This window comes from Photorhabdus temperata, assembly GCF_025384845.1.
Taxonomy (GTDB): domain Bacteria; phylum Pseudomonadota; class Gammaproteobacteria; order Enterobacterales; family Enterobacteriaceae; genus Photorhabdus; species Photorhabdus temperata.
This window is the reverse complement of the sequence record NZ_JAJAFX010000012.1, coordinates 39,996-64,218: the sequence shown is the minus strand read 5'-3', so window position 1 is coordinate 64,218 and position 24,223 is coordinate 39,996. Positions and strand designations below refer to the sequence as shown.

The 24,223-nt window shown below is 48.6% G+C and carries 9 protein-coding genes and 1 pseudogene (1 of these 10 running past the window's edge); 6 read left to right on the top strand and 4 right to left on the bottom strand.

Features of this window, described 5'->3' with window-relative positions; all coding sequences use genetic code 11:
* Window positions 1–227 precede the first annotated feature (227 nt).
* Complete coding sequence (locus LGZ99_RS06725; RefSeq protein ID WP_235184720.1) at window positions 228–398, top strand: hypothetical protein; 171 nt, start codon at window positions 228–230, stop codon at window positions 396–398.
* A gap of 46 nt (window positions 399–444) precedes the next feature.
* Window positions 445–585 carry a rhomboid family intramembrane serine protease gene (locus LGZ99_RS06720; RefSeq protein ID WP_315903471.1) on the top strand — a complete coding sequence of 47 codons (141 nt, stop codon included), beginning with the start codon at window positions 445–447 and terminating at the stop codon, window positions 583–585.
* 141 nt (window positions 586–726) lie between these two features.
* On the opposite strand, the gene LGZ99_RS06715 is transcribed toward LGZ99_RS06720, so the two are convergent.
* The 4 genes and pseudogenes from LGZ99_RS06715 to LGZ99_RS06700 form a co-directional block, all read right to left on the bottom strand.
* Window positions 727–2,175 (bottom strand): flavin-containing monooxygenase, encoded by a 1,449-nt coding sequence (locus LGZ99_RS06715; protein ID WP_036838060.1) that lies wholly within the window; start codon window positions 2,173–2,175, stop codon window positions 727–729.
* Window positions 2,176–2,342: 167 nt separating this feature from the next.
* Window positions 2,343–2,642 (bottom strand): (4S)-4-hydroxy-5-phosphonooxypentane-2,3-dione isomerase, encoded by a 300-nt coding sequence (lsrG, locus tag LGZ99_RS06710; protein ID WP_036838058.1) that lies wholly within the window; start codon window positions 2,640–2,642, stop codon window positions 2,343–2,345.
* 11 nt (window positions 2,643–2,653) lie between these two features.
* Entirely contained in the window at window positions 2,654–3,529 is an 876-nt protein-coding gene (gene lsrF / locus LGZ99_RS06705) for a 3-hydroxy-5-phosphonooxypentane-2,4-dione thiolase (protein WP_036838057.1), read from the bottom strand.
* Between the two features lie 68 nt (window positions 3,530–3,597).
* Window positions 3,598–3,729, bottom strand: a pseudogene (locus LGZ99_RS06700) (autoinducer 2 ABC transporter substrate-binding protein LsrB); the annotation flags it as partial.
* 301 nt (window positions 3,730–4,030) lie between these two features.
* On the opposite strand from LGZ99_RS06700, the gene lsrR reads away from it, so the two are divergent.
* The 4 genes from lsrR to LGZ99_RS06680 all read left to right on the top strand — a co-directional run.
* Complete coding sequence (gene lsrR / locus LGZ99_RS06695; RefSeq protein ID WP_023044959.1) at window positions 4,031–5,032, top strand: transcriptional regulator LsrR; 1,002 nt, start codon at window positions 4,031–4,033, stop codon at window positions 5,030–5,032.
* An 87-nt stretch (window positions 5,033–5,119) separates the two neighbouring features.
* The gene (gene lsrK / locus LGZ99_RS06690; RefSeq protein ID WP_036838056.1) at window positions 5,120–6,712 is read left to right on the top strand and encodes an autoinducer-2 kinase; all 1,593 of its coding nucleotides are present in this window, start codon (window positions 5,120–5,122) and stop codon (window positions 6,710–6,712) included.
* Window positions 6,713–7,251: 539 nt separating this feature from the next.
* Window positions 7,252–8,574 carry an MFS transporter gene (locus LGZ99_RS06685; RefSeq protein ID WP_036838054.1) on the top strand — a complete coding sequence of 441 codons (1,323 nt, stop codon included), beginning with the start codon at window positions 7,252–7,254 and terminating at the stop codon, window positions 8,572–8,574.
* Between the two features lie 1,072 nt (window positions 8,575–9,646).
* Window positions 9,647–24,223, top strand: partial view of a non-ribosomal peptide synthase/polyketide synthase gene (locus LGZ99_RS06680; RefSeq protein WP_262978973.1) — the 5' end (the start) only. 17,703 nt of this gene lie beyond the right edge of the window; only the first 14,577 of its 32,280 coding nucleotides appear in the window; it begins with the start codon at window positions 9,647–9,649; its stop codon lies off the right edge, out of view.

Genomic DNA, 24,223 nt, shown 5'->3' with positions numbered 1-24,223 from the left:
GAAGCGGCACATTTACATTCCAAGCGATAAGACCGAGTCTGAATCTACGTGCTTCTGAAATCTCTGTTCTTAAGCAGAGCTGAAGTTAATAAGGCAACAACACAGTGAAAATAGGGCTAAAACAACACCTTCGTATCCTGATTAGGATTAGCAGCAATACTGATCATAACCCAATTGTTTGAGAGTTTAACCGGTAGCGTATTAAACGATTTTGGTATTATTCCCCGATGCACTCAAGGGTTAATTGGCATTCCACTATCTCCATTCGTTATTATGTGCAGGCCAGCCTGTTTATTATCTTTATGGAAGGAACATTAGTCTGGTTATTATGGACGCACTGCTATTCATATTGGCGCCAGCGGATGGATTTTTGGTCTGTAGGGATTACTGCTGGTTAACGCCTTTTTCCTGAGAAGAGCAAAAGATTTCTTCTTTGCGATTCTAGTGTTTGTGTACTGCGGTGGGATTGTGACTGGCTTGTTACCATGGCAAGAGGATATTTCAACGGAAGGACATATCTTTGGCGTGATATCTGGACTGATTTTTTCTTGGTTGTTAAAGAAATGGGTAATAATGAGCTATTAGTTTTATGATGAAGGTATTTGATCGCTGTCGTCGGTTGCTACCTTTTATTCTTGTCGGAAGGATGAAGAAGATGACTATAACCGTCTGGTTATGAGTCCCTCCCTTTATTTGGATATCTTCTTCATCCAACATTTAATGTGGTTATGTCCATTTCAACGCGGCATCATCGATAGGCTGTTCCAAAACCTGTTTATCTTTTTTGTAATCATGTGGAACCTGCCAGGTCGAGCTGCGTCCCTGACGTGGAAGAGAATCCGCTGCACGTTTTACATAACCAGATTTCAAAGCACCAAAAATATTTTCGTCCTCCAGTATTTCACCTGGTTGAGCATATGGTGTCACAACCGTCGCACCGCGACGCTCCATCTCGTTCAACAAACGGCAGATATATTCCGCAGATAGATCAACTTTCAACGTCCAAGCGTTATTGATATAACCAAACAGACAGGCAAAATTAGGGATATCCTGTATCAACGTCCCCTTATAGAGCATGCGATCATGACTTTGCTGCTTTTGCCCATCAATAGAGAGTTCAATCCCGCCAATAAAATGTAATTTCAGTCCAGTCGCTGTAACAATAATATCCGCGGGTAACTCTTTGCCGGACTGTAATAAGATACCGTTTTCAGTTATGCGTTCAATATGGTCAGTAACGATAGACGCTTTACCTTCTTTCAGTACTTTAAACAGGTTACTACTGGGAATAAAGCACAGCCGTTCATCCCATGGCATATACTTCGGAGTAAAGTGCTTCATGTCAAAATCTGGGCCGACACGTTTGCGAGCAGACGCCAGCAAAAACGATTTCAATAAGTTGGGTAAATATCGACTCGTTTTATAAAGTAAACGGTACAGAAAGAGATTGCGATTTCTACTCAATGTGTAAATCCAGCGCTGTGGAATAATGCCTTTGCAGTACTCTGCTATCTTATCTCTTCCTGGTATTGAAAAAACATAACTCGGAGAGCGCTGTAACATCGTGATATGTTCAGTATCATTTGCCATAGCAGGGAGTAAAGTGACTGCTGTTGCGCCGCTACCAATCACAACAACCCGCTTTCCTTTGTAATCCAATCCTTCAGGCCAGTGTTGAGGGTGAATTACCGGGCCTTTGAAATCTTCAATACCGGGGAATTTAGGTACATAAGGTTCATCATAGTTGTAATAACCTGTTGCAGCGACGAGAAAATCACAGGTAAATTGCCGGGTTTCTCCACTGATTTCGTCAATCGCGGTAACGGTCCACTGGCGAGTCGCATTTGACCAATCAGTTTGAGTGATTTTTAGCCCAAACTGTATTTTCTTATCAACTTCATACTCTTTTGCTGTTGCATGGATATAACTTTTAATTGAAGGCCCATCTGCAAAAATACTGGTGTCTGTCCAAGGGCTGAATTTATAGCCATAGCTCATCATATCTGAATCTGAGCGAATGCCCGGATAGCGAAATAAATCCCAGGTACCGCCTATCGTATGGCGACGCTCTAAGATAATAAATTTCTTATCAGGACATTTCTTTGTTAAATGACATGCTACACCAATGCCAGCAATACCCGCGCCAATAATCAAAACATCATAATGGTTATTCATTGTTATTTCTCCCACTAGATCATCTTTTGATGACTGCTCCTCTTCCTCATCTTTGAAAGATAAATATTAAAGCAAGCATAGGAATAGAATCCCCGGGTGGATATCTCATCCCGGGTTTTTCAGCAAATTGTAAACAGCATTATTTCTTGTCGTTATATTGCTGTGACTTATTTCATTTCTGGCATCACACCAATAAAAGAGGTTTTCTTCCTTGGCTCAGATATCAGGAATTCAAGCTCTTCAACACATTTCAGATAATGAGGTGTTTTTTTATGTGCATCGGCAGCTTTCTCATCGACATACGCTTCATAAATATAAAAACGGGTAGGAATATTTTCATCCCGTAATACATCAAAGCGCAGGTTACCTTCTTCCTGAATTGAACCCAGATGATTGGAGCGGAAAACTTCAAGAAATTTATCTAATTTGTCCTGTTTAACATTAATTTCAACCAGAGTTACGTGCATCTTAATTCTCCTTACCCTTTCTCACTTAAAAACAATTCATAAGCTTTGTTGGCATTTTCATTCTGGTGTACGACCGCGTGAACGGCTTTCAACATAGCAACCGGTGCTTCGGATTGAAAAATATTGCGCCCCATATCGACACCAGCAGCGCCTTGATCAATTGCCTGATAACACATCTCCAGCGCCTCTTTTTCTGGCAGCTTTTTACCACCAGCAATCACAATAGGAACCGGGCATCCACTGGCAATACGCTCAAAGCCAGTATCGACATAGTAAGTTTTGATAATTTGCGCGCCCATTTCGGCAGCAATGCGGGTCGCCAGAGAGAAATAACGCTGATCCCGAACCATATCTTTACCAACGCCGGTGACTGCCATAGTTGGCATCCCGTAGCGCATTCCCTGATCGACTAACTTGATAATATTCTTGATCGATTGATGCTCATATTCAGAGCCGATATACACCTGAGCGGCTACCGCACAGACATTCAGGCGTAAAGCGTCTTCCATAGCGACAGCAACCGCCTCATTAGACAATTCCGTCAGAATCGAGTTGGCGCCGGAAGCACGTAACACCACCGGTTTATTGGTTGCGGGCGGAACCTGACTGCGAAGAATACCGCGGGTACACATCAATACATCAGTATGCGGAAATAACGGCGCAATATTGATATCAATGCGTTCAAGGCCGGTTGTTGGCCCCTGAAAGTAACCGTGGTCGAAAGCCAGCATAACAGTTCGATTGGTTTTGGGATTGAAAATACGTGATAGTCGTGATTGCATACCCCAATCAAGTGCGCCACAGCCTTTCAGTTCAAATAAACTGTTCTTCTGCGGGACATCAAGACCAAAATCTTTACCATCTTTAATATCGTCTAAATCTGCCATTTTTCCTCTCCTAACTAGCTTACACTGGGCCAGCAACCCTTAATGGCGGAGATTGCCGGACAGTAGAATTAGAAATCGTACTGATTGATATTGTCTTTGGTGAAAATCACCCGTTCAGGCAAAACAACAATGCTGTTTCCTTTGGCTTCATAGCTGTAGCCCTGAATGCTGTTTGGTGCAACTTCGACGGCGCCAATATTACGCTGGAAAATTGCTTACTGATGCCACTGATTTCTAATAGCGGTGGTACTGCGGTGTTGTTATGTAACATCGCGGCATCCTCTTAATGCAGGTGCTGAGGCAAATAAAATGAACATTTATGTAACTAAAAAACAATTGTTCAACATGGTAGCTGTTAAATTGTGATATTGGCACTATTTAGATCACATTTTGTGAAAAAATTAGATCTGCGTAATATTATGTTCAAATTTTTACGGTAAGACTCTGGCGTGTTATACGTTTTAATGGTTATCTGTTGAATGCGGATAAAAGAAAGTGGTTATGTTGATAAAATCAGCGAAAGAAAAATCAGTTAAAGAGAAAAATGTGTCGTCTGAGGACACCTATCCGGGTAATAGCATGAGTGAAGAAGAGCTGCTTGCGCGTATTGCATGGTTTTACTATCACGATGGCCTGACACAGGGGGACATCGGCGATCTGTTGGGTTTGAGCCGGTTAAAAGTTTCCCGGTTACTGGAAAAAGGGCGGCAGTCAGGTGTGATTCGGGTACAAATTAACTCCCGTTATGAGGGGTGCCTGGAACTGGAAGATACCCTGCAAAAACATTTCTCTTTGAAACAAGTGCGCGTTTTACCTGCACTGGCTGATATGAATCTTAATGCCAGATTGGGGGTTGGGGCAGCCCATTTGCTGATGGCGTTAATTGAACCACAGCAATTACTGGCAGTCGGGTTTGGTGAAACCACCATGTGCACATTGCAGCATTTAAGTGGTTTTATCTCATCACAACAAATCAGGCTGGTAACGTTGTCCGGTGGTGTCGGTCCTTATATGACTGGCATCGGCCAACTGGATGCCGTCTGTCCAATCAGTATTATCCCCACACCACTGCGTGCTTCGACGGCTCAGGTAGCCGAAACATTCCGTCGAGAGAGCAGCGTCCGTGATGTGCTGTTGGCGGCTTGCGCGGCTGATGTGGCTATCGTTGGCATCGGCGCAGTTAATCAGAAACAGCAGGCGACCATTATGCGTTCTGGCTATATCAGCGGTGGTGAACAACTGATGTTTGGCCGGAAAGGCGCGGTGGGCGATATCCTTGGCTATTTTATGCAAGCAGATGGTCAATTGGTGGACGATATGCAGATTCATCAAGAGCTTATTGGTATCTCTATGCCGGAACTGAAAACGATTCCAACGGTTATCGGTGTTGCGGGAGGAGAGGACAAAGCGGAAGCCATTGTTGCTGCACTTAATGGTCAATATATCAATGCGCTGGTGACGGAAGAGCAGACCGCCAGAGCGATGCTGAATTTGTTGCGCTGAACCCGCATTCAATCTATCCGTGAATAAACAGAAAAAATTTGAGGTAAGGCTATAAGTTCAAAAAGTCATTAAACTGAGGATAGCATCATGAATCAACGCCGTAGTGTTAATCCATCGGGAAAATATCTGATGGCGCTTGATGCAGGAACAGGGAGTGTTCGTGCAGTAATATTTGATCTTGAAGGGAATCAGATAGCCGCAGGGCAGGCTGAATGGATACATCAGCCTGTCCCTGATGTACCAGGTTCAATGGAGTTTGATTTAGTGAAGAACTGGCAACTGGCTTGCCAGTGTATCCGCCAGGCACTGAAAACGGCGGAATTGCCCGCCAGTGCTATTCAGGGAGTGGCGTCCTGCTCTATGCGGGAAGGGATTGTGCTTTATGACAGCAACGGTGAGCCGATCTGGGCCTGTGCTAATGTGGATGCGCGTTCCAGCCGTGAAGTGAGTGAGTTGAAAGCGCTGTATAACAACACCTTTGAATATGATGTTTATCGGTGTTCAGGACAAACGTTAGCACTGGGGGCGATGCCTCGTCTGTTATGGCTTGCGCATCACCGTCCGGATATTTACCGTCAGGCAGCTGCTTTAACGATGATCAGTGATTGGCTGGCGAATATGCTCAGTGGTGAATTGGCAGTCGATCCCTCTAATGCCGGTACAACAGGAATGCTGGATTTGGTGAGCCGTGACTGGCGTCCTAACCTGCTTGAGATGGCTGGTTTGCGTTCTGATATTCTTTCTCCGGTAAAAGAGACAGGAACCCTGTTAGGTTACATCACTGAAAAAGCCGCTTCTCAATGCGGGCTTAATGTTGGAACACCGGTCATTATGGGGGGAGGCGATGTACAGCTCGGTTGTCTTGGCTTAGGGGTGGTTAAGCCGGCACAAACCGCGGTTCTCGGAGGTACTTTTTGGCAGCAGGTTGTCAATTTACCAGAACCGGTCACTGACCCGAATATGAATACACGGATAAACCCGCATGTTATTCCCGGTATGGTTCAGGCGGAATCCATCAGTTTCTTTACCGGTTTGACAATGCGTTGGTTCAGGGATGCATTTTGCGCGGAAGAGAAATTATTGGCGGAGCGTCTTGGTGTTGATACATATAACTTACTGGAAGATATGGCTGCCAGAGTACCTGCCGGCGCTTATGGCGTCATGCCAATTTTTTCTGATGTGATGCGGTTTAAAGCCTGGTATCACGCGGCACCTTCTTTTATTAACCTTTCGATAGATCCTGAGAAATGCAATAAAGCGACATTATTCCGCGCATTGGAAGAAAATGCGGCGATTGTCTCGGTCTGTAATCTGGATCTGATTTCTGCATTTTCGGCTGTTAAACCGGATTCACTGGTATTTGCTGGCGGTGGTTCAAAAGGAAAATTGTGGAGCCAAATCTTATCTGATGTGACAGGGCTACCGGTTCGGGTACCGATGGTTAAAGAATCTACTGCTTTGGGATGCGCCATCGCCGCGGGAGTCGGGGTTGGGCTTTATGATGCAATGAGCGCGACAGGGGAAAAACTGGTGCGTTGGCAACATGAATATCAGCCAAATCCTGAACATTATGAAGTGTATCAAAAAGCTAAAGAGAACTGGCAGGCGATATATGCCGATCAGTTAACTTTGGTCGATCATGGTTTGACAACTTCATTATGGAAAGCACCAGGGTTATAAAAATTTCAGGTGTAATATTACCTCTGATTTTCATTTTCTTGTTTTGCTTTTTTTACTACCTATCCCATTAAGGCTATTTTATTTGTTCTTCTTTGTCATAAAGAGTGAACCTGTGGTGGGATAGGTTCTTATAATCATATTCTTTCTTTATTATCAATGCGATTTTTTTATCTGCAATTCTTCAATTCTTATCTTTCTGTTCGAGATATATCCGGTAATCTTGTGGTAATATTTATCCTGAAAGACTTCTATTGATGGGTCTTAATGTCTTTATACCCTTCATCTTTCAAGTTGCTGCTTTGTTGGCTGCGTTCACTTACCCCAGTCACATAGTTACCTATGCTCCTGGGGATGCGTTCACTTGCCGCCGCGCTGCAACTTGAAATCTATTGGGTATAGTTTCATATTTCGGGTTAGTTGATGCAGTAATAAATTGAAAATAATAACGTCAATTATATTTTTCATAGTAATAATATGAGCATAAATAAGATTAACACGGAAAACATTAAAACAGTTTTCTTTACGGTTGGTGATTCAATATGAATAGCACTAAAACAGTCAATGTCCAACATATTATTAATAATCAAAAACTTTCAAAAGTTCAATGGCAAGTATTAATTCTTTGTTTCTTAATTGTTGTTATTGATGGTTTTGACACTGTATTAATGGGATATATTGCACCAGCAGTAATAAATGATTTTAAAGTAGAAGGTGCTATTCTTGGGCCGACTATGAGCGCCGCACTTTTGGGGTTATCGTTGGGCTCGATCTTTTCTGGGCCACTTGCAGATCGGTTTGGTCGAAAGTCAGTGCTGATGACATCAGTCACTGTTTTTGGCCTATTGAGTCTTGCCACCGCTTTAGCAGGTTCAATACAGACATTAACTATTTTGCGTTTTCTGACTGGGTTAGGTCTTGGCGCCGCAATGTCAAATGCAGTCACTCTAATGTCTGAATATGCACCGGAGCATCGGAGATCGTTGTTAATAAATATCGTTTTTTGTGGTTTTCCTCTTGGTGCAGCGATAGGCGGAATAGTTTCTGCATGGATTATTCCACATTTTGGTTGGCAGGGCGTTCTGATTTTAGGGGGGATTTTGCCATTATTTCTGTCTCTATTTCTCTTCTCTTTATTACCTGAATCACTTAGATATCTGGCTTTGAAAGGGGGAGCAGAAGGTAATATAAGACGGATTTTATCTAAAATGACCGGTAATTCTTTAAATGATATAAATAAGTTTATTTTTGATGAAGAAGAAATTATACATAAATCGTCAGTTAAAGCGGTTTTATCTAATCGATTCTTACTTGGGACTAGCATGTTATGGACAACCTATTTCATGGGAGCATTGGTCTTTTATGTGCTGACAAGTTGGCTGCCATTTTTAATGAACGATGTTGGTTTCAGTATTAGCATGGCGGCAACACTGACAGCATTATTTCCTTTGGGGGGCGTAATAAGCGCTGTTTTTTCTGGTTGGTTAATGGATCGAATTAATCCTCATAGGGTGGTAGCAACTAATTATCTATTAGCGGGTATTTTAGTTTTCTTTATTGGTCAGGGAGAGAATGTATTATTACTGAGTATTTTTATATTTCTTGCAGGAATAACAATGAATGGCGCTCAGGCATCGATGGGAGCCATCTCCGCACAATTTTATCCGACATATTGTCGGGCAACGGGGGTTGCCTGGATGTTAGGATTTGGAAGATTTGGTGGGATCTGCGGTGCTTTATTTGGAGCAGAGCTGATTAAGCTTGAATTAAATCATAGCAGTATTTTTGCAATTTTATCCATTCCCGCTATGTTAGCTGCTTTAGCATTGACATTTAAAGATGTGAGTTATAGAAGGCGTAAATAGATAACTTTATAAAGAGATTATAAATATATTTAATTAATGTCATTCTTATTAGGGCTTATTTTGTTAAGTGATTTAACAGAGATAATATAAAGTATTATTAATGTATTTCTTGGCGGTAATAAGTATCGAAAAATGGTGAGTGTAACCCTTGTTATATAGTTATTCAGATACCTTGAATTTTAATAATGTTAAATAGAGCCTCTAATTCCATAGCGCAATAATAAATGTCGTTGAATGTTAGGGAAATGACATTATTTTATTATCATAGAATAATACACAATGAAGTTATTTATGATTCTAAATCATTTCATTATGATATTAAACACAATACTGATTATATTAATTTTGTGATCTTGTTATGATAAAATAATATATAAATAAGTTAGTTTTAATTTGTATTGATTTCTTTTGTGGTATTGATATTCAGATGTTTTTTGCTGTTGAAAAGTAATGTTTTATGAATTATTTTAACCTTGTTTTATATTTTCAGATAATTGAATATTTAGTGGTGTTTTTTAATTTTCAATGAGTTAAAATTATTTTTAGGTGTTTTACCATTATTGGGATGGAGGCCTTATTCTATCTGCTACTGTCAAGGTAAACTTTTTGATAGTTTAAGGTGAATCAGTTTGGTTTATTTTTCGAAACACCTGATTTATTCTTGAAATAATTTTAATTGGAAATTAATCGAAGACAGATAAAATACAGTGGTGATTTGGTATCTATACATAATAAATGAGATTAATTATCCCATGTATAATGGTGTAATTCAGTGTCAGCCAATAAGAATTGTAGCAAATTAGTATAACGCATATAAAGAATCGAATGAAAAAGGAATATCTTATTTAAAATCATAAGATAAATCATTTATTTCATTATCGGGGAAATTAGCGTCGGAAAATTATTAATTAGAGGTTATTAACCGGACTATGGCATCCATATCTGATTGTTTTGGATTGATGTCAGACAGGTCCGTTTTCATTTCTTGGGGCAAGAAATAAGAAAAAAACATGAGTATTGACTGTCGGGAATGACAGCTTTCGAATTTATAACAGATTCGTTGGGGGAATAGATGAAAGATAATATTGTTAGATTGGGAAATGTTCTTAAAACTGAACTTGTCTCTCAGACGTCAGAAAATATCACTAATGTAAGTGACAGCTCACCGCAGAATCAGAATGTAAAGAAGATCCTCCAGGCACTTATGCCCAGTGAATTATTTTGGTATGAGCGTCTTGCTGCTTTACAACCACTCCAATTACCTTTCGAAACCACTGGGGAGCAAACGGAACCCAGTTGGGCAATAAGCGCCTGGCAGTCCCCATTGCCAGGAAATAGTGAAGAAGATCCATTACGGCTTTTATTGCAGACGTTCGTTATTTATCTTGCGCGCTTGACTCATCAAACCGAATTCCAAATTGGCTGGTGTGTGGATGAAGAAAAAGAGACACCAAATATGTTAACGGGTCTGGCGCCTGTGGTGCCCATGGCCGTGGAGATAGCGTTTGATAAGCCGTGGAGCATGGTCGCTGACTGGATTGATGACGAACTGGCCCGGCTGGCGCAGCATCGTACATTTAGTCTTGATTTCCTCTTCCGTACTCCCTCACTGCGTGCTATCCCGGCGTTGGCAACAAGCCGGCCGTGGCGGATTGCCGTCTCTGTGATACAGGATGACAGGCCGTGTGATCAGGAGATGCTCGGCGAGTTACTGACCCTCCAGATCAATGCACAGGGTGGTTTTCGCTGGATATACGATGCAAATGGCCTGAGTGCGGAAGAGATTCTGCGGATGAGTGAACACTTACAGGTGCTGGCCCTGTCGAAAAGGATGGACGATGAAGTTCCCGTCCGACAGCTGAATTTATTGCCTGAGGCTGAACGTACATTATTACTGGAAACCTGGAACACCACTCAAACACCGTATCCTGACCAGTTATGCATTCATCAGTTGTTTGAGCAACAGGCAGAAAAAAAACCGGAGGCCATTGCGCTGATCGAAGGGGATAAGACTCTTAACTATGCTGAATTGAATATCCGCGCTAACCGGTTAGCGTGCCAACTGATCGAGCAGGGAATTAGCCCAGATGAACATGTGGCGATATTATTAGAACGCTCCATTGAGCTGGTGGTGGCGCAGTTGGCAATCCTCAAGGCCGGGGCGATTTATGTCCCTGTTGATCCCAGTGTGCCGGATGAGCGGAAAATCTGGCTGATGAACGATTGCTCCGCTAAGTTGTTAATCACCAATGCACAATCTGATGTTCCGTCAGGCCTCTCGGTACCGCTGCTTCGCTTCTCCGGTGAGGCGGATACCCGCAGAGAAGAAGACAGTTTTAATCCTGATTTACCGCGCTCCAGCGCCGGGTCAGCGTATATCATGTATACCTCCGGCTCGACCGGCACGCCCAAAGGGGTGGTAGTGCCTCATCGCGCTGTGGTCCGGCTGGTCATCAATAATGGCTATGCCGAAATCGAACGGGATGAGCGGGTTGCTTTTACGGCTAACCCGGCGTTTGATGCCAGCACGTTTGAAGTCTGGGCACCGTTGCTCAACGGCGGTACGCTGGTGGTTATCGACCATGCCACGTTGCTGACACCCCACAAGTTAGTACAGGTGTTACAGGTGCATCATGTCACGGTTCTGTGGCTGACTATCGGGTTGTTTAACCGGCTGGCGGCAGAATTATCCCCGGTTCTACCACAGATTAAGGTGCTGATTTTCGGGGGAGATATCCCCGATCTGCATGTGATTGCTCAGGTTCTGGATCACCATCCGCCACAGCGATTATTACAGGCTTACGGTCCGAGCGAGGGAACCACCTTTACCACGATGTATCCTATTGAGGCCTTACCGCAGGGCGTGACTCGGATCCCGATTGGTCAGCCGATAGCGAATACCCGTGTTTATCTACTGGATGCTGATGGTCAGCCGGTGCCGATAGGGGTGATCGGTGAGATTTATGTGGGCGGAGATGGCGTTGCCTGTGGTTATCTCAATCGCCCTGAGTTAACCGCTGAACGTTTCCTGGTGGATCCGTTTAGTGATCAAGCGGATGCCCGTATGTACCGGACCGGGGATTTGGGCCGCTATTTGCCGGACGGCAATCTGGAATTTCTTGGCCGTAATGATCAACAGGTGAAAATTCGTGGCTTCCGGATTGAACCGGGGGAAATTGAGGCCCGGCTGGTGGAATACCCGGCGGTGCGTGAAGCGGTGGTGTTGGCGCTGAATGACGGGCAAGACAAACGTCTGGTCGCCTATGTGGTAGCACCAGCGGATGATGGATTGGTTAACCGCCTGCGTAGCCACCTGAGCGCCATATTGCCTGATTATATGGTACCGGCGGCGTTTGTGCGTCTGGATGCCTTCCCGTTGACGCCGAACGGCAAGTTGGACCGCCGGGCGTTACCTGCGCCCGGGCAGGAGGCTTTTGCCCGCCAGGTCTATGAAGCTCCGCAAGGCGAGATGGAAACGGCACTGGCTGCTATCTGGAGCGAATTACTGGGGATTGAGCCGATTAGCCGGCACGACAACTTCTTTGCTTTAGGCGGTCATTCATTGTTGGCGGTACGGATGATGAACCGTGTGACCGCCCTGGGGGTAGAGTTATCGTTAACTGAGTTATTTAAAGCGCCTTCTTTAATGGCCTTTGCTGAAGTGGTCATCGCCCGGCTTGATCAACCGAGCGATACATTGCCCGTCATCATGCCGATATCCCGTGAGGGAGAGTTGCCGTTGTCATTCGCTCAACAGCGCCTGTGGTTTCTCACACAGTTTGATGGCGTCAGTGATACTTATCATATCCCAATGGCGCTGCGTTTGCGTGGTCAGCTTGATATGGCCGCCTGGCAGCAGGCGCTGAATGTTTTGTTTGCCCGTCATGAAGCGTTACGTTCGGTATTTATTGTTGTCGATGGTCAGCCTCAGATACAACTATTGGCGCCGGACAGTGGATTACCGTTATCACAACATGATCTGCGCGGGATAGCGAAGGTTGAAACGGTACTTGAACGTTTGAGCGCCGAAGAAGTTTATACACCATTTGATCTCCAGCGTGGTCCGCTTATTCGCGCCTGCCTTATCCGGCTCACGGATGACGAATATCAGTTTTTACTCACCCAGCATCATATTGTTTCCGATGGTTGGTCTATCAATGTGCTGGTACGTGAATTAAGTACCCTCTATACGGCGTTTCTGGCAGAACAAGCGGATCCATTGCCTCCGCTGGCGATTCAATATCCTGATTATGCCGCCTGGCAGCGTCAGTGGTTGTCGGCCCGTACCCAAATTCAATCCGACTATTGGCGTACCATGCTGGCGGATGCGCCGGTTCTGCTGGATTTACCCACTGACCGGCCACGCCCGCCAGAACAGTCGTTTAGCGGGAATGTTGTGCCTGTCAATCTGGGTGTGGAGTTGACGGCATCCCTTAAACGTCTGAGTGAACAGCAGGGTGTCACGTTATTTATGACGTTATTGTCAGCCTGGGCTGTGATCTTGTCGCGCCTGTCAGGTCAGGATGATGTGGTGATTGGCGCGCCAAGTGCAGGCCGCAGTCGCCGGGAAGTGGAGCCACTGATCGGTTTCTTTGTGAATACGCTGGCGTTGCGCATGGATTTATCGGGTGAGCTGAATGTGGCTGAGTTGCTGGCACGGGCGCGACAAGTCGCACTGATGGCACAGGAGCACCAGGATTTACCATTTGAACAAGTGGTGGAAATCGTGCAACCACCGCGCCGACTGGCGCATACCCCGTTGTTCCAGGTGATGTTTGCCTGGCAGAACAATGAAAATACTGAGTGGAGATTGCCGGGGCTGGCGGTGTCACCGATTGACCAAGCCTTTGATTTCGTCAAGTTTGATCTTGAATTAAATCTGTTTGAGAAAGAAGACCGGATTGTCGGTCATCTTGGTTATTCAACTGCCCTGTTTGATCAATCGACAATTGAACGACACATCGGATATTTGCATGTGGTGCTGCAAGCCATGGTCGCTGACGTTCAGCAGCGGATCGGCAAAATTGACATTCTGGCGCCAGCGGAACGTAAATTGTTGTTGGAAACCTGGAACGCAACGGAAGCCGCGTACCCTGACCAACTGTGCATACATCAGTTATTTGAACAACAGGTGGAGAAGAATCCGGGGGCGACAGCGCTGGTATATGAAGGGCAAATCCTGAGTTATGCGGAGCTGAATGCTCAGGCTAACCGGCTGGCGCATCAGCTGATTGCATTGGGGGTGGTACCGGATCAGCGGGTAGCCATTTGCGTGACACGTTCACCGGCTATGGTGGTGGGATTGTTGGCGGTGTTGAAAGCTGGCGGTGCTTATGTGCCGCTGGACCCAACTTATCCGGGTGAGCGTCTAGTGCATATTCTGAATGATGCTGCACCAGCTATTTTGCTGGCGGATGAAGTTGGGCGGGCTGTGTTGGGTGAAGCGGTTCTGGCGACACTGACGGTACTCGATGCAAATATCCTGCCGGATCAGCCGGACAGTCATCCGCAGGTACCTGCATTGACTTCACGGCATCTGGCTTACGTGATTTACACCTCCGGTTCGACCGGTATGCCGAAAGGGGTGATGGTTGAACATCGCGGTGTGGTTAATCTGGTATTGACCCAAATTGCCCGGCTTAACATGCGTGTAACCAGCCGGATGTTGCAGTTTGCTTCATTCAGCTTTGATGCCAGTGTTTGGGAAATCATGATAACACTGGGCGCGGGAGCTGGCTTGGCTATCCCAGCCGACACAGTTCGTCAGGATCCGCGCCGCCTCTGGCGTTATCTGGAAGAACAGGCGGTGACGCACGTCTGTTTGACGCCCGCTTTGCTCCAGGAAGGGGCTGATTTGCCGGAGATAACGATAAAACCCACGTTAGTCCTGGCGGGTGAAACCCCCAGTGCCGCGTTGCTTCAGGTATTGCGGGGCCGGGTAACGCTGTTCAATGCGTATGGCCCGACAGAAACCACGGTTTGTGCGACGACCTGGCGTTGTCCGTCAGACTATACGGATGAGTGGATGCCGATTGGGCAGCCGATGGTTAACACGCGGGTTTATCTGTTGGATATCTATGGTCAGCCAGTACCGTTAGGAACGGTGGGCGAGTTGTACATTGGCGGTATTGGCGTCGCCCGGGGTTATCTCAATCGCCCTGATCTGACCGCGGAACGCTTCCTGGCTGATCCATTTAGTGATGCGCCAGAGGCGCGGATGTACCGGACCGGGGATTTGGCCCGCTACTTGCCGGATGGCAATCTGGTGTTTGCTGGCCGCAATGACCATCAGGTGAAAATCCGCGGTTTCCGCGTTGAGCCGGGGGAAATTGAAGCGCGTCTAACTGAACACCCTGTGGTGAGTGGCGCACGGGTAGTGGTGTTGGGCGGCGGGCAGGATAAACGTTTAGTTGCCTATGTAGTAGCGGAAGCCGATGATGGGCTGGCCGCCAGCTTGCGTGACTATTTGAATGATATTTTTCCCGATTATATGGTGCCGGCGGCGTTTGTCCGTTTGGATGCCTTTCCGCTGACGCCGAACGGTAAACTGGATCGCCGGGCGCTACCCGCTCCGGATCAGTATGCTTTTGCCCATCAGGTTTACCAAGCGCCGCAAGGCGAAATTGAGACAGCATTAGCGACTATTTGGCGTGAATTACTGGAAGTTGAGCAGATAAGTCGGCACGACAACTTCTTTGCCCTCGGTGGTCACTCGCTGCTTGCGGTACGGATGATTGAACGTTTGCGGCGTATGGGATTGGGTATCTCGGTACAAACGTTATTCCAGCATTCGACCCTCAGTGTCCTGGCTCAGTCTCTGGCCCAACATCGTGAAATCCCGGTGCCTGACAACGGTATTACACCGGATACGGTTGCGTTGACGCCGGAAATGTTGCCGTTGATTGATCTGACTCAACCTGAAATTGACCACATTGTTGAGCAGGTACCGGGTGGGATTGCCAATATTCAGGATATCTATGCCTTGTCACCGCTACAGGATGGCATTTTATTCCACCATTTGCTGGCAAATGAGGGTGACCCTTATTTGCTGATAACCCAACAGGCTTTTGCCGATCGGTCTTTGCTGGACCGTTATCTGGCGGCGGTGCAACAGGTGGTTGATCGCCACGATATCCTGCGCACTGCTTTTGTTTGGTCCGGCTTGTCCGTGCCGGCGCAAGTGGTCTGCCGTCGGGCGCCACTGTCAGTGACGGAATTGACTTTAAATCTGGCTGACGGCCCGATCAGTGATCAGCTATTCCAACGTTTTGACCCGTGCCGGTATCGTATTGACTTGGGACAGGCACCGTTGCTGCGCTTTGTGGTGGCGCAGGAAACCGATGGCCGTTGGATCCTGTTGCAACTGTTGCATCACCTGATTGGCGACCATACCACGCTGGAAGTGATGAACCGCGAAGTGCAGGCCTATCTTGCCGGACGGGCAGAGAGATTGCCAGCGCCGACACCGTTCCGCCATCTGGTGGCGCAGGCCCGGCTGGGGGTGAGTCAGGCAGAACATACCCGCTTCTTTACCGACATGTTAGCAGGGGTGGATGAACCGACGTTACCGTTCGGACTAACGGAAGCACATCATGACGGTTCACAGGTCACGGAGTCACACCGGATGCTGACGGCCGGGTTGAACGACCATTTACGTGGTCAGGCCCGGCGTTTAGGTGTCAGTGTGGCGGCATTGTGTCATGTGGCCTGGGCGCAGGTGTTATCGCGCACCAGCGGGCAGGCGCAAGTGGTGTTTGGTACCGTGCTGTTTGGGCGTATGCAGGCAGGGGAAGGCGTTGACAATGGCATGGGGTTGTTTATTAATACCTTACCGTTGCGGTTGGATATGGATGAAACCCCGGTACGGCACAGCGTACAGGTCGCCCATAGTCGGCTGGCGGGATTGCTGGTGCATGAACATGCTTCACTGGCGCTGGCTCAACGTTGCAGTGGGGTAGCCAGTGGCACGCCGCTGTTCAATGCGTTGTTGAATTACCGGCATAATACGCCGCCGGTCACTGCGGATGAAATCATCAGCGGCATTGAATTCCTTGACGCGCAGGAGCGGACCAACTACCCGTTTGCTTTGTCAGTGGAAGATTTTGGCGACGCACTGGGGCTGACGGCTCAGGTGGTGCAGCCGTTTGACCCGGAGCGGTTATGCGGCTATATGCAACAGGCGCTGGCGAGTCTGGTGAATGCGCTTGAACAGGCTCCGGAGACACCAGTACAGGCGCTGGAAATTTTGCCGGAAACGGAACGCACATTATTGCTGAAAACTTGGAATGCCACGGAAACCGCGTCTTCTGATGCGTTATGTATCCATCAACTGTTTGAACAACAAGTGGAGAAAACGCCTGCTGTCACGGCATTAGAATATCAAGAACAACGTCTCAGTTATGCCGAATTAAATGCCCGTGCCAACCAACTAGCCCATCAACTGATTGCGCTGGGTGTAGAGCCGGGCCAGCGGGTAGCGATTTGTGTATCACGTTCCCCGGCAATGGTCATTGGGATGTTGGCGGTGCTGAAAGCGGGTGGCGCCTATGTCCCGTTGGATACCGCCTATCCGGTTGAGCGTCTGACGCATATCCTGAATAATGCCAAACCGGCGGTGGTACTGGCGGATGAAGCTGGACGGGGGGCGTTGGGTGAAGACCTGCTGGCCGGATTGCTTGTCCTTGACCCGAATACCCGGCTTGACCAACCGGCCAGCAATCCACTGGTGCCGGCGTTGACGCCACGGCATCTGGCTTATGTAATTTACACCTCCGGTTCAACCGGACAGCCAAAAGGGGTGACGATAGAACATCAGGCGATTTATCAGCGTAGTTTAGGTTTTGATGCAACCTATGCGGTGACGGCGCAAGACCGGGTGCTGCAATTTTCCTCTTTTGCCTTTGATGCGTCGGTCGAGGAATTTTTCTCGTCATTATCTCATGGCGCGACGCTGGTGATGCGTGATGATAGCTGGTTGGCTTCGGTACAGGCATTTATTGTTTTAACCCGGCAACATCGTATTACGGTGATGTCTCTACCGACACTGTTTTGGTCTGAACTGGCGGCATTACCGCTACCGGAATGTCTCCGATTAATCATTATTGGTGGCGAGGCAGTTAAAAAGAGCGCCATTCAGGCGTGGTTTGGGCAGAAAGCCTATCGTCCCCGGTTATTAAATACCTATGGCCCGACTGAAAATACCGTGATTGCCACTTGTAAGGCGATATTATCGCCGGAAGACGTGGCTTCTATCGGTCGGCCGGTGAAAAATACCTGCATTTATCTGCTGGACAGCAACGGCCAACCAGTGCCATTAGGCGGTATCGGCGAAATCTATATTGGCGGTGTGGGTGTTGCCCGGGGTTATCTTAACCGGCCAGAATTGAGTGCAGAGCGTTTCCTGTTCGATCCGTTCAGTGGCAACCCGGATGCGCGCATGTACCGAAGCGGGGATTTAGCCCGTTACCTGCCGGACGGCAATCTGGAATTCTTGGGCCGTAATGACCATCAGGTGAAAATCCGCGGTTTCCGCATTGAACCGGGAGAAATCGAGACCCGGCTGATGGAATATCCAGCGGTGCAAGAGGCGGTGGTGCTGGCGTTGGGCGAGGGACAGGGTAAGCGTTTGGTGGCTTATGTGGTGGCGGAAACGGATGACGGGTTAGTTAACCGTCTGCGTGAACATTTGAGTACGTTGTTGCCTGACTACATGGTCCCAGCGGCCTTTGTTCAGTTGGATGCTTTCCCGCTGACCCCGAATGGCAAACTGGATCGCCGGGCGCTGCCGGCACCGGGAGAGGAGGCTTTTGCCCGTCAGGTTTACCAAGCGCCGCAAGGTGAAGTGGAAACTGCTCTGGCAGCGATTTGGCGCGAGTTGCTGGGGATTGAACAAATCAGCCGGCATGACAATTTCTTTGCGTTGGGTGGTCATTCGTTACTGGTTGTCCGGATGATTGAATATTTGCGGCGTATTGGTCTGGGCGTCTCGGTACAAACGCTGTTCCGGCATCAGACGCTCCGGGTTCTGGCTCAGTCTCTGGATCAGCATCGTGAAATCCAGGTACCTGAAAACCGCATTACACCGGATACGACGGCGCTGACGCCAGATCTGTTGCCGCTGATTAACCTGACCCAGCCTGACATTGATCTGATCGTCGGACAAGTGCCGGGCGGGATAGCCAATATTCAGGATATCTATGCGTTGTCGCCATTGCAGGATGGGATTTTGTTCCATCATCTGTTGGCAAACGAAGGTGATCCGTATCTGTTGATTGGTCAAATGGCCTTTGCTGACCGATCTCTATTAGATCGTTATCTGGCCGCGGTTCAACGGTTAGTTGATCGGCACGATATCTTGCGTACGGCGTTTATCTGGCGGGGATTATCCGTACCGGCGCAGGTGGTTTTGCGTCAGGCAACCTTGTCGGTGACGGAATTGACACTCGACCCGGCTGATGGGCTGGTTAGTGATCAGTTGTTCCAACGCTTCGACCCGCATCGGTATCGTCTCGATTTAGGTCAGGCGCCCTTGTTACGTTTTGTGATTGCGCAGGCAGAAGAGGATCGCTGGATCTTGCTGGAACAGCAGCATCACCTGATAGGTGACCACACCACGCTGGAAGTGATGAACCGTGAAGTGCAGGCGCATCTTACCGGTCAGGAGGGTAATCTGCCTGCGCCGGTTCCTTTCCGCAATCTGGTGGCTCAGGCCCGGCTCGGTGTCAGTCAGGAAGAACACACCCGTTTCTTTACCGGGATGTTAGCTGAGGTCGATGAACCGACACTGCCGTTTGGGTTGACGGAGGTGCATCGCGATGGTTCACAGGTGACAGAGTTTTACCGGATGCTGACAACTGGGCTGAATGATCGTCTGCGCGATCAGGCCCGGCGTTTGGGCGTGAGTTTGGCCGCTTTGTGCCATGTGGCCTGGGCGCAAGTATTGTCACGTACCAGTGGTCAGGAGAAAGTGGTATTCGGCACCGTACTGTTTGGACGTATGCAGGCGGGGGACGGTGCTGACAGCGCTATGGGATTATTTATCAATACGTTGCCGCTGCGGTTGGATATGGATGAAACCCCGGTACGGGACAGCGTGCAGATCGCCCATACCCGATTCGCCGGACTACTGGAACATGAACACGCTTCATTGGCGCTGGCTCAACGTTGCAGTGGTGTGCAGGGTGAGATACCGCTGTTTAGTAGCTTGCTGAACTATCGACATAATGCCTTGCCGACAACATCGGATGACATCATCAACGGCATTGAATTCCTCGGTGGACAGGAGCGGACTAACTATCCGTTAGCGTTATCGGTGGAGGATTTTGGTGAAGCACTGGGGTTGACGGCTCAAGTGGTACAACCGTTTGATCCGGAAAGGATATACGGGTACATGCAACAAGCGCTGGAGAGTTTGGCGGAAGTACTGGAACAGGCCCCGGAAACACCGGTACGCCAGTTGGAAATTCTGCCGGAAGCAGAGCGTACACTGTTGCTGAAAACTTGGAATGCCACGGAAACCGCGTCTTCTGATGCGTTGTGTATCCATCAGCTGTTTGAACAACAAGTGGAGAAAACGCCGGATGTCACGGCGTTAGAATATCAAACACAACTTTTCAGTTATGCCGAATTAAATGCCCGTGCCAACCAACTGGCGCATCAACTGATTGCGTTGGGTGTAAAGCCGGATCAACGGGTGGCGATTTGTGTGTCACGCTCCCCGGCCATGGTGGTGGGAATGCTAGCGGTGTTGAAAGCGGGTGGCGCCTATGTGCCACTGGATACCGCCTATCCGGTTGAGCGTCTGACATATATCCTGAATGATGCCAAACCGGCGGTGGTACTGGCGGATGAAGCTGGACGGGGGGCGCTGGGTGAAGAGCTGCTGGCAGAGTTGCTTGTCCTTGATCCGAATACCCGGCTTGACCAACCGGCCAGCAATCCACCGGTGTCGGCATTAACGCCACAGCATCTGGCCTATGTGATTTACACCTCCGGTTCAACCGGGCAGCCAAAAGGGGTGACAGTAGAACATCAGGCGGTTTATCAGCGCAGTTTAGGTTTTGATGAAACCTATGCAGTGACGGCGCAAGACCGGGTATTGCAATTTTCCTCTTTTGCCTTTGATGCGTCGGTCGAGGAGTTTTTCTCATCATTATCTCATGGCGCGACGCTGGTGATGCGTGATGATAGCTGGCTGGCTTCGGTACAGGCATTTATTGCCTTAACCCGGCAACATCGTATCACGGTGATGTCTCTGCCGACGCTGTTTTGGTCTGAACTGGCGGCATTACCGTTACCGGAATGTCTCCGGTTAATCATTATTGGCGGCGAGGCAGTACAGAAGAGCGCTATTCAGGCGTGGTTTAGGCAGAAAGCCTATCGTCCCAGGTTGTTAAATACCTATGGTCCGACTGAAAATACCGTGATTGCCACCTGTAAGGCGATATTATTGCCGGAAGATACGCGCTCTATCGGTCAGCCAGTGAAAAATACCTGCGTTTACTTGCTGGACTCAGATGGTCAGCCGGTACCATTGGGCTGCGCCGGAGAAATCTATATTGGCGGTGTGGGCGTTGCCCGGGGTTATCTTAACCGGCCAGAATTGAGTGAGGAGCGTTTTCTTGTCGATCCGTTCAGTGACAACCCGGATGCGCGCATGTACCGAAGCGGAGATTTGGCCCGTTACCTGCCGGACGGTAATCTGGAATTCCTGGGCCGCAATGACCATCAAGTGAAAATTCGCGGTTTCCGCATTGAACCGGGTGAAATTGAGTTCCGGCTGCTGGAATATCCGGCGGTGCAAGAGGCGGTGGTGCTGGCGTTGGGCGAGGGGCAGGATAAGCGTCTGGTGGCTTATGTGGTGGCGGAAACGGATGGTGAACTGGTTGATAGCCTGCGCAACTACTTGAGCGCGATTTTGCCTGATTATATGGTCCCGGCGGCCTTTGTTCAGTTGGATGCTTTCCCGCTGACGCCGAATGGCAAACTGGATCGTCGGGCGCTGCCGGCACCGGGAGAGGAGGCTTTTGCCCGTCAGGTTTATGAAGCACCGCAGGGCGAAATGGAAATTGCATTGGCAGAGATTTGGCGTGAGTTGCTGGGGATTGAACAGATTAGCCGGCATGACAATTTCTTTGCGCTGGGCGGCCATTCGTTGCTGGCGGTGCGGATGATGAACCGTGTCGCGACTTTCGGTGTTGAATTGCCGTTGAGCACGTTGTTTAAAGCGCCTTCTTTAATGGCCTTTGCTGAGGCAATGAGTTCCCGGTTTGATAAACAGCGCGCAATATTACCTGCCATTCTGCCGATATCCCGTGAGGGGGAATTGCCGCTGTCATTTGCTCAACAGCGTTTGTGGTTCCTGGCGCAGCTTGATGGCGTCAGTGATACCTATCATATTCCGGTGGCCTTACGCTTGCGTGGTCAAGTTAATATTGCTGCCTGGCAGCGGGCGCTGAATGCCTTATTTGCCCGTCATGAAGCGTTACGTTCTGTCTTCGTTTCCGTTGACGGTCAGCCTCAGGTCCGATTATTGGCGCCGGACAGCGGATTGCCTTTGTCTCAACATGATCTGCGCGGGATCCCGGATGTTGAAACGGTACTTGAACGTTTAAGAGCAGAGGAAGTTTATACGCAATTTGATCTCATGAGTGGTCCGCTTATTCGCGCCTGCCTTATCCGGTTTGCGGATGATGAATATCAGTTTTTGCTCACCCAGCATCACATTGTTTCCGATGGCTGGTCTGTCAATGTGTTGATACATGAACTCAGTACCCTTTATACGGCTTTCCTGACAGAACAAGCGGATCCATTGCCACCATTGACGATTCAATACCCTGATTATGCCGCCTGGCAGCGTCAGTGGTTGTCGGCTGAGCGTACCCAAATTCAATCCGACTATTGGCGTACCATGCTGGCGGACGCGCCGGTTCTGCTGGATTTACCCACTGACCGGCCACGTCCGCTTGAGCAGGAGTTTGTGGGGAATACTTTGCCGGTTAATTTGGATGCGGAGTTAACAAAAGCCCTTAAACGCCTGAGTGAACAGCAGGGTGTCACATTATTCATGACGATTTTGTCAGCCTGGGCGGCGGTTTTGTCGCGTTTGTCAGATCAGGAAGATGTCGTGATTGGCACACCGAGTGCAGGCCGCAGTCGCCAGGAAGTAGAGCCGCTGATTGGATTCTTTGTCAATACGCTGGCGTTGCGCATTGACTTATCGGGTGAGCCGAATGTGGCTGAATTGCTGGCACGGGCGCGACAAGTCGCACTGATGGCACAAGAGCACCAGGATTTACCGTTTGAACAGGTGGTAGAAATCGTGCAACCGCCGCGCCGATTGGCGCATTCCCCGTTGTTCCAGGTGATGTTTGACTGGGAGAACAATGAAAGTACCGAGTGGCGATTGCCAGGGCTATCCGTATCACCGGTCGATCAAGCCTTTGATGTCGTTAAGTTTGATCTGGAACTGAGTTTGTCTGAGGAGGAGGGCGGGATTATCGGTCATCTCGATTATTCAGCGGCTCTGTTTGATCACCCGACAATCGAACGACATATCGGATATTTGCATACGGTGCTGCAAGCGATGGTTGCTAACGTTCAGCAGCGGATTGGGGAAATTGATATTTTGGCGCCGGCAGAACGTAAATTGTTGCTGGAAATCGGCAACGCGACAGAAACCGCGTATCCTGACCCGTTGTGTATTCATCAGTTATTTGAACAACAGGTGGAGAAAAACCCGGGTGCGATAGCGCTGGAGTATCAAGAGCAGGTTCTCAGCTATGCCGAACTGAATGCCTGTGCTAACCGGCTGGCGCATCAACTGATTACGCTGGGCGTAGAGCCGGACCAGCGGGTGGCGATTTGCGTGGCGCGTTCACCGGCAATGGTGGTGGGATTGCTGGCGGTGTTGAAAGCGGGTGGAGCTTATGTCCCGTTGGATACCGCCTATCCGGGTGAGCGTTTAGCCCATATCCTGCATGATGCGGCGCCGGTGGTGGTACTGGCGGATGAAACTGGCCGGGCAGCATTAGGCGAGTTGGCATTGGCCGGGCTGATGGTACTTGACCCAAATATTTTGCCGGATCAGCCGGACAGTAATCCGCTAGTCCCGGCGTTGACGCCACAGCATCTGGCTTACGTCATCTACACCTCCGGCTCAACCGGGCAGCCGAAAGGCGTGATGGTAGAACATCAGGCTATTTATCAGCGTTATTTGGGTTTTAATGAGACTTATGCCGTCACGCCACAAGATCGGCTGCTACAATTCGTCTCTTTTTCTTTTGATGTCTCGGTAGAAGATTTCTTCTCGTCATTATGTAACGGCGCCACGCTGGTGATACGTGATGATCGTTGGTTGGCCTCTGTGAAGGAATTCATCAGGCTAACCCGGCAAAGTGGTGTCACGATGGTGTCATTGCCGACCTTATTCTGGTCTGAACTGGCGGCCAGAGATCATGGATTACCGTTGCCGGATTGCCTCAGGCTGATCATCATTGGGGGCGAGTCAGTCAAAAAGAACGCTATTCAAGACTGGTTTACCCATGAAACCCACCGTCCCCGGTTATTGAACGGTTATGGCCCGACTGAAAACACCGTGACGGTGACCTACAAGGATGTATTATCGCCGGAAGATGACCGTTCTATTGGC